16 protein-coding genes and 1 pseudogene are annotated in these 15,476 nt (G+C 29.5%); 10 read left to right on the top strand and 7 right to left on the bottom strand.

The genetic code is table 11. The features are described 5' to 3' along the window. Positions 1 to 171 precede the first annotated feature (171 nt). Positions 172 to 738: a DJ-1/PfpI family protein gene (locus AB2369_RS05340; protein ID WP_367665448.1), complete on the top strand. Its 567-nt coding sequence runs from the start codon at positions 172 to 174 to the stop codon at positions 736 to 738. Positions 739 to 1,060: 322 nt separating this feature from the next. Here the strand turns inward: AB2369_RS05340 and AB2369_RS05335 are convergent, their stop codons facing one another. Then, positions 1,061 to 1,570 (bottom strand): flavin reductase, encoded by a 510-nt coding sequence (locus AB2369_RS05335; protein ID WP_367665447.1) that lies wholly within the window; start codon positions 1,568 to 1,570, stop codon positions 1,061 to 1,063. Between the two features lie 125 nt (positions 1,571 to 1,695). Here AB2369_RS05335 and AB2369_RS05330 point away from each other — a divergent pair, with 125 nt between their 5' ends. Then, positions 1,696 to 2,043: a winged helix-turn-helix transcriptional regulator gene (locus AB2369_RS05330; protein ID WP_367665446.1), complete on the top strand. Its 348-nt coding sequence runs from the start codon at positions 1,696 to 1,698 to the stop codon at positions 2,041 to 2,043. 140 nt (positions 2,044 to 2,183) lie between these two features. Here the strand turns inward: AB2369_RS05330 and AB2369_RS05325 are convergent, their stop codons facing one another. The 4 genes from AB2369_RS05325 to AB2369_RS05310 all read right to left on the bottom strand — a co-directional run bounded on the left by AB2369_RS05325 (position 2,184) and on the right by AB2369_RS05310 (position 6,571). Next, on the bottom strand, positions 2,184 to 2,933 hold the full coding sequence (locus AB2369_RS05325; RefSeq protein WP_367665445.1) for an exonuclease domain-containing protein: 750 nt from the start codon (positions 2,931 to 2,933) through the stop codon (positions 2,184 to 2,186). A gap of 324 nt (positions 2,934 to 3,257) precedes the next feature. Beyond that, on the bottom strand, positions 3,258 to 4,466 hold the full coding sequence (locus tag AB2369_RS05320) for a nitrogenase component 1 (protein ID WP_367665444.1): 1,209 nt from the start codon (positions 4,464 to 4,466) through the stop codon (positions 3,258 to 3,260). Then, the gene (locus tag AB2369_RS05315) at positions 4,466 to 5,782 is read right to left on the bottom strand and encodes a nitrogenase component 1 (RefSeq protein WP_367665443.1); all 1,317 of its coding nucleotides are present in this window, start codon (positions 5,780 to 5,782) and stop codon (positions 4,466 to 4,468) included. The genes AB2369_RS05320 and AB2369_RS05315 overlap by 1 nt, the downstream gene beginning before the upstream one ends. A gap of 33 nt (positions 5,783 to 5,815) precedes the next feature. Next, positions 5,816 to 6,571 (bottom strand): AAA family ATPase, encoded by a 756-nt coding sequence (locus tag AB2369_RS05310; protein WP_367665442.1) that lies wholly within the window; start codon positions 6,569 to 6,571, stop codon positions 5,816 to 5,818. Between the two features lie 593 nt (positions 6,572 to 7,164). Between AB2369_RS05310 and AB2369_RS05305 the strand changes: the two genes are divergently transcribed. From AB2369_RS05305 to AB2369_RS05290, 4 genes are read left to right on the top strand one after another with little or no spacing between them, the layout of a single operon-like run. Further along, on the top strand, positions 7,165 to 8,133 hold the full coding sequence (locus AB2369_RS05305) for an iron-hydroxamate ABC transporter substrate-binding protein (protein ID WP_367665441.1): 969 nt from the start codon (positions 7,165 to 7,167) through the stop codon (positions 8,131 to 8,133). Between the two features lie 20 nt (positions 8,134 to 8,153). Beyond that, the gene (locus AB2369_RS05300) at positions 8,154 to 9,161 is read left to right on the top strand and encodes a FecCD family ABC transporter permease (protein ID WP_367665440.1); all 1,008 of its coding nucleotides are present in this window, start codon (positions 8,154 to 8,156) and stop codon (positions 9,159 to 9,161) included. Continuing rightward, on the top strand, positions 9,154 to 10,176 hold the full coding sequence (locus AB2369_RS05295) for a FecCD family ABC transporter permease (protein WP_367665439.1): 1,023 nt from the start codon (positions 9,154 to 9,156) through the stop codon (positions 10,174 to 10,176). Before AB2369_RS05300 ends, AB2369_RS05295 begins: the two co-directional genes overlap by 8 nt. Before the next feature lie 12 nt (positions 10,177 to 10,188). Continuing rightward, positions 10,189 to 10,971 carry an ABC transporter ATP-binding protein gene (locus AB2369_RS05290; RefSeq protein WP_367665438.1) on the top strand — a complete coding sequence of 261 codons (783 nt, stop codon included), beginning with the start codon at positions 10,189 to 10,191 and terminating at the stop codon, positions 10,969 to 10,971. Between the two features lie 219 nt (positions 10,972 to 11,190). Here AB2369_RS05290 and AB2369_RS05285 read toward each other — a convergent pair whose 3' ends face one another. Beyond that, a complete protein-coding gene (locus AB2369_RS05285) occupies positions 11,191 to 11,904 on the bottom strand; it encodes a hypothetical protein (protein WP_367665437.1) in 714 nt (237 codons plus the stop codon). A 360-nt stretch (positions 11,905 to 12,264) separates the two neighbouring features. Between AB2369_RS05285 and AB2369_RS05280 the strand changes: the two are divergent. Then, a pseudogene (locus tag AB2369_RS05280) lies at positions 12,265 to 12,645 on the top strand (exo-beta-N-acetylmuramidase NamZ domain-containing protein); the annotation flags it as partial. Further along, entirely contained in the window at positions 12,646 to 13,143 is a 498-nt protein-coding gene (locus tag AB2369_RS05275) for a hypothetical protein (RefSeq protein ID WP_367665450.1), read from the top strand. Positions 13,144 to 13,215: 72 nt separating this feature from the next. On the opposite strand, the gene AB2369_RS05270 is transcribed toward AB2369_RS05275, so the two are convergent. Then, complete coding sequence (locus tag AB2369_RS05270) at positions 13,216 to 13,335, bottom strand: TetR-like C-terminal domain-containing protein (protein WP_367665449.1); 120 nt, start codon at positions 13,333 to 13,335, stop codon at positions 13,216 to 13,218. Positions 13,336 to 13,597: 262 nt separating this feature from the next. Between AB2369_RS05270 and AB2369_RS05265 the strand changes: the two genes are divergently transcribed. Next, entirely contained in the window at positions 13,598 to 14,356 is a 759-nt protein-coding gene (locus AB2369_RS05265) for a VanZ family protein (RefSeq protein ID WP_367665436.1), read from the top strand. 282 nt (positions 14,357 to 14,638) lie between these two features. Further along, on the top strand, positions 14,639 to 15,199 hold the full coding sequence (locus tag AB2369_RS05260) for a nitroreductase family protein (protein ID WP_367665435.1): 561 nt from the start codon (positions 14,639 to 14,641) through the stop codon (positions 15,197 to 15,199). The last annotated feature ends 277 nt before the right edge of the window (positions 15,200 to 15,476 follow it).

The following is a 15,476-nucleotide window of genomic DNA, read 5'->3' as shown; positions in this document are numbered from 1 at the left end:
GATTTAAAGATCCAGATGCTAGTTATATGAATAATTTTTATTTAAAGGTCAATGTAAAAGGATTTTTAAGAAGCTTATATTTTAGATTATTAGATAAGGATGACTCGGAATTTGTTACTCAGGAAATAAGAAAAATACTTAATAAGCTATAAGGAAAGAGGGGATTATACAATGAATGTATGTGTTCTTTATTACCATGGTTTCTGTGAATTTGAAGTTGTACTGACCTTTGCTAAGTTTATGGATAATATTATCTCAGTTGCTTTAGAGGATCGTATTTATATAAGTGAGGAAAAACAAAAATATTTACCAGATAAAACAGTACAAGAATTAAATCCAGACAATATTGACCTTTTCATTATTCCAGGAGGGAATCCAACTCATCTTTATGAGAATACTGAGCTAAGAGAGTTTATCACAGCATTAAATGAAAAGAATAAGTTTATTGCAGGGATTTGTGGTGGAGTTGAACTTATGGCAAGGTTCGGTGTACTTGATAATAAAAAGTGCACTGGTGATAGTGAGGGAATTAAACTAGATGAAGAAAATAAAGAGTTCTTTAAGAAAGCTACTATAGTTAATGAAGATATTGTTATAGATAGAAACTGTATAACATCAATTGGTAAAGCCTTTATTGAGTTCTCTATTGAACTAGGGAAATTGATGAATGTTTATAAGAGTGATGAGGAAATCAAAGAGGATTATAACTGGTTTAAAAATATTAAGGATAAGATATAATTAAACAAAATAAAGTCTGAAGTGATTCTAGTATACACTGTTATTAAAAGTAAATCTGAAGCCCATTCATATAGAGAAGATCTAAGTAATTACTTATAAATTATGAGGAATTGTATACTAATTATAGGAATAAAATAATTTAATCAGAGAGCTGTGTAATAGTGCATAGATTAGCATTACTACACAGCTTTTAAGTAGAAAATAATCAATGAATATAATATACAAAATATAAGTAGTGAAATCACTATATAAATTAGTACATAAGTAATGGTTTCACTACTTAAATCAGTATATTCCTTATTGTCCTTATAAAGTTTTTTTATTATTCTTTTATAAGGATCTTTTCAACTTCAGCTATATATAAGGTGTGATAGTCTTTTTCAGGATACCATTTTTCATCGGATTCCTTTGATATAAAACATTCAGGATTGAAATCTTGAGCATATAGTTTCTTACATATAATTGCAATATTACTTTCTTCAAAATAAGGTGTATTATCTGAATGTTTTATTGTTAAATTAGCTTCAGAGATTTTATCTTCATCTTTTCCAGATACAGTTCCTAGATAGCTTAATTGTTTCCTAAAGCTTTCATCAAAAAATGTTAGAGAAAAGCTAGAGGAGTTGTCCACGAATTCCTTAGTATAACGTTGAGGTCTTATGACAATATATGCTACATTCTTTCCCCACATAACCCCAAGACCACCCCAAGACGCAGTCATTGTATTTACTTTATCATCTTTTTCAGCTGTGATAAGCATCCAATCCTTACCTATAAGTTTAAATGGACTCTTGTTTAGTTCTTCAGGTTTGATTTCTATAAACTTGATCATAATATTTTCCCCCTTAATAATATAAGTTACTTTGAAAAGCATCTTTATATATATTATTATATATGTAATATTAAAAAGATAGTATGCACTTTAATGTAAGATACTAACATAAAGGAGAGTATGAAATGGATGAAAAAATAGAAGTCCACACAGAACCATTTGAATACACATTGTCAATTATAGGGGGGAAGTGGAAGATGGTTATAATGTTTTGGTTATCTAAAGGTAAGGTTATGCGTTATGGAGAGCTAAAGAAATCTGTTAAAGGCATTACTCATAAAATGTTAAGTAGTCAGCTAAAAGAACTTGAAGTTGATGATATTATAGTTCGCAGGGAATATCATCAAGTTCCACCTAAGGTAGAGTATTTTTTATCAGAAAGAGGCTGGTCCCTCATGCCTATTTTAGAGGAGATGTGTAAATGGGGAGGGAGAAATCTAAAGAGTAATGATTCTAAGGCATCAAATAGCTAGATGATTTTATTATTTAAGACGAGTTGATTAGAGAATATAGTAAGCATATATAGTAATAGGAATTATAGCTTTTATAAACTTAGGATATATTTATTGTTATAATATATGAGAAAACCACCTTATATCATTATGGTGGTTTTTTATGGTTTGGTCTTAAATTGATTAGTGTTACCCATCATATATGCAAGTTTTATTATGGTTTTCTCTTCTACAGACATTTCTCTATTATACATTTTTTCAAATTGATTAATTAAAGCCTCTGTATTAACCTTATCCTTAGGCTTATTATATCTTTTAGTATAATTAAAGTTATAAGTTTTAGGAGTCATATTATCATTATAAATAAGCTTAAACACTTCCGTAGTATAATAGGCATCATTATAAGCGTCATGAAAGTTATCATCAAAGGGTATATCTAAAAGTTCAACAGTGTTTTTTAGTCCAATTTTTGATCCTTTTGGAATTTTAAAATGTTTTGAGGCATACTTTTGGATATCAATATATTTTTTAGGAAGCAATGAAATAGGTAAATCATGAAATTTTATGTTCTTTATAAATTCTTTAATATCAGTAGTTCCCCAGACACATAATATTACTTCATTATTACCAATAAATTTTATAAAGTCTTCATATACCTTAGAAAAACTCTCACAAGAAGAAACTTTTTCAGTAGTTATTTTAGTTAAGTTTTCCACATAGGGATGAACTGTATTATATAATGTAGGTTTTATTAAGGTGTTAAAGGCAGATATGGTTTCAAAGTTTTCATTAAGTTTTAATGCCCCAATCTGAAGGATTTCAAAGGTTAACTTTGAATGACTTTTAGTATCTTCACCAGTGCTATTTAAAGATTTTTGATTAAATTCTAAGTCGTATATTATATAGTTCATTATTTTCACCTACCTTAAGTATTAATGATATCATTATAAGCTATTATAACCTTTTCTTTTAAAAGTTATCTTTTATTATTATAAAAAGTATTAATATATAATTTAATTGAACAATAAAGAAGACTTTTAATTAAGGGCATAGAGCTTAGATTAAAATTAATTAGATTTTTATTGTATTTATACTAAAGTAGGGTTAGTTAATATATTTAACAGTTAGATTAACATTAAAATAAACAATACCTTACTTAATAAAATAATGACTTATGAAGTATTATCCATTTAGCAAAGTATTGTTATTATTATGAGAAAACATCGGCTATTAATTTAAGGATTTAAGCATTTACTTAGCAAGTATAATGCTCCTCTAAAGCCTACATATGGAGTATAAGGGTATTTTAAAAATTGAAATTCATAATTTGGAATATCTATTTGTATCTTCTTAGAGTTATTTTTACACAAGTCAAGTGTAATAGCGTTACCCATTAGGATTTTGTAGTTTCCATCTTTAATCACTTTTTCCCACTGACTTTCCTTATAAAAGGGTATACTATCTGTTTTCATGTCTGGAGAAGTACACCAAATATTAGATATTTCAAAACCAGCCTCATATTTTAGAAAATCCATAATTCCACTTACTACATCTATATGCCCCCCCATGGTAATAGAAGGTTTACTAAATTGTGAATTATAGGATAAAGATGTGTTTAATGCTTCTTGTAGTTCATCCTGTTCAGCTATTATAAACTCATCATTAAATTTAACATTTAGGGCTTCTGAGATTTCTTTAATCCACTGCATAGTACCTTTAAGCCCATAAGGTCTTCCGAAAACATAAGGTGTTCCAAAACGTTTTTTTAGAGTTTTAGCTGCATTAATACCTTCATTTCTTAATACAATATTTATATGTGATCCTCCCATAGACTTTATATCAGAAATATTAGTATCAGAAGTCATTATACATAGTGGACTTGCGTTAAAGCACTCTTTCAATATTCTTTTAATCTCACATAAATCTGAAATGTAGTTAAAGTCATCCGCACAAGATCCTATTATATTAAAGGTCAAGTTTTCGGATTTTTTAATATCTATAGGAAGAGTTTTTACTAAAGTATCTAGTGTATCCCTAACTCCTAAAGTCCAATTACCCTTAAATCCATCATTTATTATTGGAATTATTTGCGTATTACTATATTTTTCTTCATATTCCATACAGTACATGTCTATATCAGTTCCCATAGTAGCAGATAGTGTAGATGGCATGATAAATAGAACAGATGGATTATATTGTGTAATAATCTCATCCACTGCTTTATTAAGACGAGTGATTTCTCCAAGGGCAATATCAGTTTCATCTAGATGAGTAGTGAAAATTTTGCTGTTTTGTTCCCCTTGCATCCTAGCAAAACTATTTAATTCAAATCGAGTAGTTCCTGATGTACCAAATTCTAGTATGTAAGAATCTCTTATAGATAATAGTGTCCAAAGTGCTCCCATTCTATCAGAGGGTATAGGATAATATTTATAAAGTCCCATTATTCCTTTTCCTCCTTACAAATCTTATTTTCATAACTCTCATCTATAGGGTATATCCTATTAAGAACACTTAAAGGTTGTTCAAATCCAAGCTGGAAAATAGCATTGTTATATTTTATAGATTTAATAGATGAAGGTTCATTTTCGTCTACTGATCTATGGCCAAAAAAGTAATCAATAGAAAATGAATTCAATGTAGCACTTAATGTTTTAAAGCTAAATGTATGTCCTACATAAGGATTGAAACCTAATGAGAGTATTTTATCTTTCCATAAGTTATTTTTGGAAAAAAAGTATTCTGCCTCTACGTACACTGGTTCCATTCCGAAAGAGGAAAGAAATGATGAATGAATAAATGGATCTAATAACATATAACCACTAGCAAATACCTTACCTTTAAGAATAGAATTATAAACCTCTATTTGTTTTTTAGTCTTTGAATATAGTTCCTCTATTTCTTTTTCTATAGGTATATCTAAGTAATTACTTATCTCTTTATAAGCATTCTTTATTTCATCAATATCCAAAAGATGAGGAAATAGAACGTAGGGTGTACCAAACTTTTCATACATCTTTTCAGCCAGTGGTAATGCTGCAATATCTGTAACTATGGATAGTGCAGCTGAAGGTGCTTTACGTAAAGAGTCAACTGTTAGATTATGAGGGATTGTACAATTGATTTTTATATCATATTTTTTAAGTAAACTTATAACTTCACTCTTATGAAGTTTATCTGAGGCTTCTCCTAACAAGTTAATAGTATTCTTTTTTATATCTTGTTTCTCCATAATGGTATAAAGAGAGCTTAGAGAAGCTTCTTTTGAAGGTACAGAGCTATAACATTTAAAATGAGCAGCATTTATATGAATTACTTTTGAGTTTAAAATAGAGTTTGCTTCAAAAGCTATTCCTTGAAAGTCTTCACCAATCATTTCTGGAACGCAAGCGGATACTAAAATTATAACTTCAGAGCCACTATTGTCTATTTCTTGTAATCCATCAATAATACCGTCTCTACAACCAAAAATAACTTCCTTGGGATCCAAAGCATAAGACCAAGTGGTATTGTTTTTAATTGGATCCTTAGAAGACATGGATATATTTTTATTGTAGTAAGTACATTCAGATGTACCTACTATCAATGTTGAGACACCTTTTATTCCAGAAAAAACATTAGATACTAAAGCTAGAGGACATCTAGGACCAGGATAAATAGCGTAGGCTCCTTGTCTAATATCCTTATCTTTTTTTATATCTGAGAGCTTTCTTAAGTTACCAATAATATTATTTTCTTTTAAAGTAGAATTAATTTCCATTAGTCACCTCTTTTAAACAATCTCAAGAGATCTCTATATTTTATCACCATAAACTATATTTGCCAGATTGTAATATTCTTTTGTCATTTCATTATCAGGGAATGCTTGTACAACAGTCATACCCATAGCTTCTGCTTGTTGAACTGCAGAATTTCTAGGTATACTATAAAGTATTTCTGTTCCAATTTCTTCAGCAGCTTTTTCTACTAAGTCCTTTTCACCTTCAAAGTTCTTTGCATTAAAGATAAGACCTTTCAAGGAAGCATAACCCATCTTTCCAAAATTTTTAACTGCATAGGATATATTATTTGCTGCATAAAGAGACATCATCTCACCAGAGGTAACGATACATACCTCATCTGCATATCCACCTCTTATTGGCATAGAGAAACCACCACAAACTACATCTCCTAAAACATCGTAAAGTACTACATCAGGCTTATAGTATTCATAAGCATCAAGTTCTTCTAACTTTTCAAAGGCAGTTATTATACCTCTTCCTGCACATCCTACCCCTGGCATAGGGCCACCAGCCTCTACACAAAAAACTCCACTTTCACTTTCAAAAACTAAATCTTTTAAAGTTAAGTCCCTATCTCCTAGATTTCTTAAAGTTTCAAGTACAGTTTGGATAGGTTTACCATAAGTTAAATTTCTAGTGGAATCTGCTTTTGGGTCACAACCAATTTGCATTACTCTATTACCCATAGCAGAGAGTGCAGCAGAAATGTTAGATACTGTTGTAGATTTACCTATCCCGCCTTTTCCATATATTGCAATTCTTTTCATTATTATAGTCCCCCTGATACATTTACCTATGTATTAATTAAGTTTAATTGTTATAGAAATCGATAATCATTTTCATCATAAACAAACTGGATTATATCACTCAGGTTGTAAATAGGCAATTAAAGAAATGGTCAAATTTTTTGATTATTTTAATTTTTTCCTGTTAAAGCATAAAATATCAACTAATTATATAGTTTTACTTAATTTATAAATAACAACTATTATATATAAAATTTCCAAGATAAATTGATAATCAATTGACAAAGATAGCTACCAATAATTATAATCTGGAATGATATTCATTATCATAAACAAGACTTTAGTGTTAACTAAATTTAGCATATAAAAGCAATATAAGAGAATTTTATTTTTAAGTTAAGTTATCTAAATGAGAGTATATTACTCTATATGAAGATAATAAGAACTTATAAAGACAGTTAGAAATTCTTGATTTTAAATCATGAAGAAGGAGTATTCTTAGTGATGCTCATAATACAAGTCTTAACTTTGGCATATTAGAGTACATAATTTAATAGATTATGTAGGTCTATACACATAAAAATATAATTTATATAAAAGGAGAGTTGATAGTAATGAAAAAAAGATTATTAATATTAACATTATCAGCATTAATGGTAATTGGGGCAGTTGGTTGTAGTAGCAAGGGTGCCGGTGAAGATAAAGCGACTAATAGTACAAAGGAAGTACAACAAGAAAGTAAAGATAAAAAAATAAGCTATTTAGGAAAAGAGTATACAGTACCAAGTAAAGACCCAAGGATTGTTATAACAGGAACTATGGAATCAATGGAGGATGCTTTAATTCTAGGAGTAGAACCTGTAGGTGCTATAACTGTAGGTGGAAAGTTTCCAGAAATTTTTAAAGATATAACAGATAACTCAAAACCAATAGGAGAAAAGATGCAACCTAATATTGAGACTATATTATCTTTAAAACCAGATATAATACTAGGATCAACTAAATTTCCAGCAGAGGCTTTAGAAAAGTTAAATAAAGTAAAGGATACTGCACCAGTTTCACATATATCTACTGATTGGGAAGCTAATCTTATGCTTATGGCTGAAATAAGTGGTAAGGAAGATAAAGCAAAAGAAATTATACAAAAGTATAAGGATGACGCAAAAGAAGCTAAGGAAAAACTTAGTGATAAAATGAAAGACAAAAAAGTTGTTTCTATAAGAATAAGAAATGGTAATATAGCTATTTATCCTGAAACTGTATTCTTTAATCCAGTACTTTATAATGACCTAGGCTTAACAGTTCCAGAACAAATAAAAGCTGCAAAGGCTCAAGAAATTGTTTCATTAGAAAAGTTTTCAGAGTTAAATCCAGATTATATTTTCCTTCAGTTTTCTGAATCTGAAAATGCAGACAAGCCTAAAGCTTTAGAAGAGTTAAAGAAGAATCCTATTTGGAATAGTATAAATGCAGTAAAGAACGATAAGGTATTTGTAAATACTGTTGATCCATTAGCTCAAGGTGGAACTGCTTGGAGTAAATCAAATTTCTTAAAGGCAGCTGTAGCAGAGTTATCTAAATAATTAGGAGTGAACATAGCATTATGTCAAAAAAGATTTCAAAGCCAATGTTAATTTTATTGATATCACCAATATTTATGGTATTAACAGTGGTCTTATCAATTCTATACGGGGCAAAAGATATTGATATAAATATAGTAAGAGAAGCTTTTTTAAATTTTGATTCAACTAATGTAAATCATCAAATTATAATGTATTCTCGTTTACCTAGGGTAATAGGTGCACTTTTAATCGGAGGATTTTTGGCCGTATCAGGGGCATTAATGCAAGGGGTGACAAGGAACTACCTTGCATCCCCTTCCATTATGGGAGTTTCTGATGGATCTGTTTTTGTTGTTACAATTTTCATGATATTTTTTCCAGAGACATCTTCTTTGACATTAATTATCTGTTCTTTTATAGGTTCTACTATGGGAGCATTAATGACCTTTGGATTAGCATTTTTTATGCCTAATGGGATGTCGCCAGTACGTCTTGCTATTATTGGAACAATTACAGGAGCATTTTTGAATAGCGTATCAGCAGCATTATCTACATATTTTCAAGTTTCACAAAATATAAGCTTTTGGTACAATGCTAAGCTTCATCAAATTACTCCAGATAAAATAAAAATTATAATACCTTTTGCTATAGTAGGAATCATAGCTGCAATAGCAATATCTAAATCTATAACCATATTATCCTTAGGAGAAGATATTTCAATTAGCCTTGGACAAAGAACTGGTCTTATAAAGTTTATTGCCATGAGCACTGTTGTTGTATTAACAGGAATATCAGTAGCTTTAGCAGGTAAGATAGCTTTTATTGGTCTTATAATACCTCATACGGTAAGATTTCTAGTTGGAAGTGATTACAAGTGGATTATTCCATGTTCCGCAGTAACAGGAGCTATATTTCTAGCACTTTGTGATATAGTAAGCAGATTTTTAAATTATCCTTTTGAGACACCTATAGGAGTTGTGACTTCCCTTATAGGAGTGCCTTTCTTCTTATATTTAGCAAGAACTAAAGGAGGGCAAAAAAATGCGTAAGGATTCTCTAAAAAGATATAGTACTGTGGTTTTTGTAAGCATTATTTTAATTCTAGCATTTATGTATATAAGTATAACTAATGGAACCTATGATCTATCTATTAAAGATATAATAGATACACTATTTAGAATAAATCCTGATCCAAATAATGATTTAGTTATATTTGAGTTTCGTCTTCCTAGGATTGTCATTGGAGCTTTAGTTGGCTTTGGTTTTGGAATTGCGGGAACAGTAATTCAAGGGATAACAAAGAATGGTTTAGCTGACCCAGGAATTTTAGGTATAAATGCTGGAGCTGGAATGGCAATTGTTTTATTTATATTCCTATTTCAAGGAAAGTTTGATGGTGGAGGATGGTTATCAACTTTATCTATGCCTTTATTTGGACTGGTAGGTGGACTTACATCAGCTGTATTAATTTATCTTTTCGCTTGGAAAGATGGCAGACTAGACACACAAAGACTTATCCTAGTAGGGATAGCAATAAGTTCGGGATTAGGAGCGGTTTCTCTATTTATATCTTTGAAAATGAATGCTTCAGATTTTGAAATGGCTACTGTGTGGATTAACGGAAGCATATGGAATGCCAATTGGAAATATATTTTATCAATAATGCCTTGGGTAGTTTTATTATTCCCTGTTATTTTAAAAAAAGCATTTATTTTAGATCTATTTCAGCTAGAGGAGAATACAGTTAAGAGTTTAGGTATATCTACTGAAAGAGAGAAAGCTATATTATTATTATCAGCTATAGGAATCGTCAGTGCATGTGTATCTGTATCAGGTAACATTGGCTTTGTAGGACTACTTGCACCTCATATTGCAAAGAGTCTTGTTGGGATTAATCATAGAAGAGTTATTCCAGTGGCAGGATTAGTTGGAACCATATTAGTTATGGTTTCAGATTTCATCGGTAAAACTATATTTGCCCCCGCTGAATTGTCTGTTGGAATTGTTATTTCCATAATTGGTATACCTTATTTTGTATATTTATTATTAAGATCAAAAGTATAGAGGGGGATTAAGGTGAGTATATTAGAAGTTAGTAAATTAGAGACATGCTATGAAAGCTTTGTAGTATTTAAAGATATAGATTTAAAAGTAGAAGAGGGAAAAATAACAACTATTATTGGACCAAATGGATGCGGAAAATCTACTTTATTAAAGACCATGGGACGTATTATAAAACCAAGTAATGGAGAGGTTTATTTAAAAGGAGAAAATATTACTAAAATACAGACTAAGCAGATTGCAAAGAGTTTAGCCCTTCTTCCCCAAAATCCTGTGGCACCTCCAGAGCTTAAGGTTGAGGAACTGGTTTCTTATGGAAGATTTCCTCATTGTAAGAAGATAAATAAGTTAACATCTAAGGATAAAGAGATTATAGAGTGGGCCATAAATGTTACAAAAGTTACTGATTTTAAAGAACGTGAAATAGGTTGCTTATCTGGGGGACAAAGGCAAAAAGTGTGGTTAGCTATGGCGCTAGCTCAAGAAACAGATATTTTACTCCTGGATGAACCCACTACATACCTTGATATGTCACATCAGCTAGAGGTACTTAAAATTGTAGAAGAATTAAATAAAGAACGAAAGTGTACTGTGGTTATGGTACTTCACGATATTAATCAAGCAGCAAGATTTTCTCATAACATTGTGGCAATGAGGAGTGGGAAAATAGTTGCTACAGGAAAACCAGAAGATGTGATTACAAAACCTGTTTTAAAAGAAGTGTTTAATATTGAAGCAAGAATCATCATTGATGAAACCAATGGAGCACCTGTCTGTTTTGGATATGACAACATATAGTTATGATAAAACTTAATATTTACTATTTGCAATAAGCATAGAAAAAGCATTATGAAAATTTAAATTCATAGTGCTTTTTTCAGTTAAAAGGGGAGTATATAGGGTTTTTGATTCAAAACTTATCTTATGCACTGCTTAAAATCTACGATTTTAAAGGATTTAACTACATGCATAAGTTAAGATTCAGGCTAAAAACCCTATAAAAATTAAATTCAATTATTATTTTCCTCTATAATAAGCAAGAGTGTTATCATATTCTCCAAAGTTAATAAGATAATCTGTGCAACCCTTTGGCATAGCAAAAACAACTCGAGCTTTAGCGGATTCTCCAGATTTAAGGAATACGTCTGACATTTTAAGTGAATTAAAATTCCATGCAGAAGGAATATAAAGAATACCATCATATTTAAGACCTTCACCATCTAGTCCAGTTATATCAACTCTAAGATTTTGATCTATAGCAGACTCATCATCAGCAGGAAAATCATTTGGAAGAGTAGTTGTATATTCTGCTACAGCAAATTCTAGAAGACTACTTTCAAGTGGAGAAATAGATATAAAACCATTCTCCGCGTTAAATTCATCTACTAACTTTTGTGCAGCTTCACCTCTAATAATATTTGTCAGTGTTACATTAGCTTTTCGCTCATCCTTGGATTTAACTGAATATTTGGATGTGATACCTGTCTCTCCTATTTGTAGAGGAGACTGTATACTAGATTCTTTTGCAGATTCACTTTTTGTTGAGTTTGCACTTTTTTCATTTGATTTTTCAGTTGATTCTTCTGACTTTGTTTCAGAAGAAGTTTTTGAGCTTTCTTCTGTTGATGAAGTATTGTTAGTGCTAGTACTATTCTTATCCTTATTGCTACAAGCGAATAAAGATGTTGACAACATAGTCACAAGAATCAAAATTGCTACTTTCTTTTTCATGATTAATCTCCTTTTGTTGAAAAATATAAATACCATTATAGATATCTTTAAAATAATAGCATATTTGGCTACAGAATAGAAGAATATTTTGTAAAAAAATGAATTATTATGACTGAGAGGGTAGGTATGGAAATATATATGGTTATTGAAGGTGCGTGAATTTTTACCTATAAATATGTATAAGATTTATTTAAAGCAAAAACATGGTGATTACTTACATGAAAAATATAAAATTTATTTAGGGTATAAAGGTAAATTATATATTTTTAAATAGTGAAATTCATATAAAAGAGTATAAAAAAGTGTATATTTTTAAAAAGAATTTTATAAGATATTTTTTGAAAAGTCCATAAAAAACCTTCAAAAGAAATGTTAGAAGATATAGATGTATTGGTTTTTGATATAGGTGATGTTGGATCAAGGTTCTATACCTATATATACTTAATGGGGTACTGCTTAGAGGCATGTAAGGAAAATAATAAAAAGCTTTTGGTACTTGATAGGATAAATATACTTGGAGGAGAAAAAGTTGAAGGAAATATATTAGAAGATGAGTTCAAAACATTTGTAGGAATGTATCCAACTCCTATAAGGTATGGATTAACTATAGGAGAACTTGCACATTATTTTAATAATGAATTTAATATAGGTTGTGATTTAGAGGTTATTAAAATAAGGGGATGGGAGAGATGGATGCTTCATGAGGACACAGATTTACCTTGGATAAGTCCTTCACCTAATATGCCAAGTCTTTCTACGGCTTTATTGTATAATGGAACTTTCCTTTTAGAAGGAACAAATATATCAGAAGGAAGAGGAACTACAAAACCTTTCGAAATAGTTGGAGCACCTTGGATAGATGGATGTGAATTGGCAAACAGGATGGAAGAAAAGAATCTTAAAGGGGTTAAATTTAGACCACTATATTATACACCTACATTTTCGAAGCATGAAGGAAAAATGTGTGGAGGAGTTCAAATGCACTTAGATGATATAAGAGAAGTTAACGGAGTAGAGGTTGGATTACATCTACTTGAAACTATAATAAAAATGGATAAAGGAGATCTTGAATTTATAGAAAGTGAAGGCTATGGAATATTCTTAGATTCTATTTCAGGAACTAGAGTTTTAAGAGAAAAACTTGGGAGAGAGTTAAGTGCTGATGAGATATTAAGTAGGTGGAACGAGGAAACGAAGGAATTTAGAGACAAAGCTTCTAAATATTATTTATACAAGTAATAATCAATTGATAAAAATATAGTAGAACTGTAGAGAATTATTTATAATATCTACAGTTCTAAGTATGTTAGCTTAAACACTCATTAAGAGATAAAAAATTTCCTCATGAAGAAAGTTATCAAGGTGTTCTCTGCCCATGGAGTAAAATGTATTCATACAAAAATCCTTATTTGCACTTACATATTGAAATATTTTTTATGTTAAACTTTTAGGTTTTAGACAATATCTAAATATATAATATTATAAGATATACAAGAAATGTATATATTTGAATTAATGTATAGTTTTACATATTAAAACACCTTTGATATAATCAAAATAGCATGGACTACTCTATGGTATGATTCAAGAATAATTGGAAACGAACAGATGAAGATAAATAGAGAAGCAATTAAAAGTTATATTAGAAACATTAATTTTAAAAATATATTGGAAGTTTTTAGGAGGGAAAATAGTGAAACAAATAGATGAATATGCAAATTCTATATGTAAAAATATGGATAATAAGTCTGGGGAAGTAAAAGTGCTTAAACATAAGAAAAAAGAAAAAAGATTTAAAAGTATATTATACATATCAAGTATATGTTCACTAATTTTAGTTATGGATCTATTATACTCAATTATAAATTATGATATGTTACATGGAGGTGTAATGGTCATATTTATTCCTATTTACATAACTTTTAAATATAAACAACTAGATAATTATAGAAAGAAAGGCATAAATATAAATAAGTTTTATGAGTCAATGAAAGTCTTTTTTACTGCATATATCCTAGTTCTTATTAGTTCTTATATGTTTCCTATGAATACATATCCATATTTTGATCTTAATCTTTTACTTACTATAAGTTTAAAGCCTTTAAACACTATATTAAATGAATTAAATAGAGCAAATTATTCAGGAATTCCATTAATTTATATATTGATAAAATATGTTAAGATGATACTTTTATTCATACCTTTTGGTTTTTTTGTACCAATTTTTTTAAAAAAGATTAAAGAGTTATTGCAATGTATTATAGCAGGTGTAATTACATTTCTATTAATTTCATTATTGCAAGTTAAGTTATATTCAATTGGAATTTATGCTGGAAGCTTAGTTGTTAGTGTTGATTATATGATATTAAATATGATAGGGGTTCTAATAGGGTTTCTATTATATAATAAAAATAAAAAGTTTATAAATGCAAAATTGAAAAAATTTAATTAGAAGTTAAGCTGAGAAAGATTCCACCCTATAGATTCCAATGTATATTTTATAGGGCATATATTTTCTTCATTATGACAAGCATTCATAACTTGCATTTCTCTTCTTTTGTATAGTATCTTACTTAAAAGTGCCTACTTTAAAGTTTATATTACCATATCTATAATAAAAGTATATCATCCATTACTTTCTATAAACAATAGTATAATAGAAATATGGAATTAAAGTGACTTAAGTAAAATATAATCAATTATTAAAACATATTAATTATAGGGGGATTTTACTATGAATGAAACTTTAAAAGTCATAAGAAATAGAAGAAGCACAAGGGTTTTTCTACCAGAGCAGATTAAAGAGGAAGAATTAAATGCCATATTAGAGGCAGGAATTTATGCACCAAGTGCTACAAATAAACAGCCATGGCATTTTACAGTGGTACAAAATAAAGATCTTATAGATAGATTAAACTATAGTTTTAAAGAGTTTGCTAAAAAGTCAGATAATGATTACCTTAGAAAGGTTGGTAACAATGAGAAATTTCATGTTTTTTATAACTCACCTACAGTTATATTAGTATCAGGAGATGAAACTAATAGATACTCTCCAATTGACTGTGCAGCAGCAGTAGAAAATATGCTCATAGCAGGGGAAGCTCTAGGGATTGGTTCTTGTTGGATTGGATTTATTGAGTATTTACTAAATAGTATGGAGGGAGAGGAATTATTTAAGGAACTTCAGATACCAGAAGGATTTAGACAAATACATGCAATATCTCTAGGATATAAAAAGGGAAACACAACTAATGGACCAGCAAGAAAAGAGAATACAGTTAATTATATAAGATAATGATTATAGATATATTTCTAATCAGAGATGTATTTTATTAAATTAGAAGGACTAGTTCCAACAATAAGAAGGCCTAACTCTTTGATTGTAAGGGTTAGGCTTTTTTATATATTTTATAGTTTATTACATGTAGGCTTAAAACAATCAATCTCCTTGGTATAATTAGTTAAATTACACCATGTATTTGTATGAATTTTACAATAGTTATGATAATAAAAGAATACTAGTCGAAAATTTTATAAACACAATAAAGGAGTAGCAAGAACTTTAAATTTCT

The sequence above is a fragment of the Clostridium sp. genome (assembly GCF_040797585.1).
In the GTDB taxonomy this organism is placed as follows: domain Bacteria; phylum Bacillota; class Clostridia; order Clostridiales; family Clostridiaceae; genus Clostridium_Z.
Note: the sequence above shows the minus strand (reverse complement) of the source record. Positions and strands in the feature narration are given on the sequence as shown.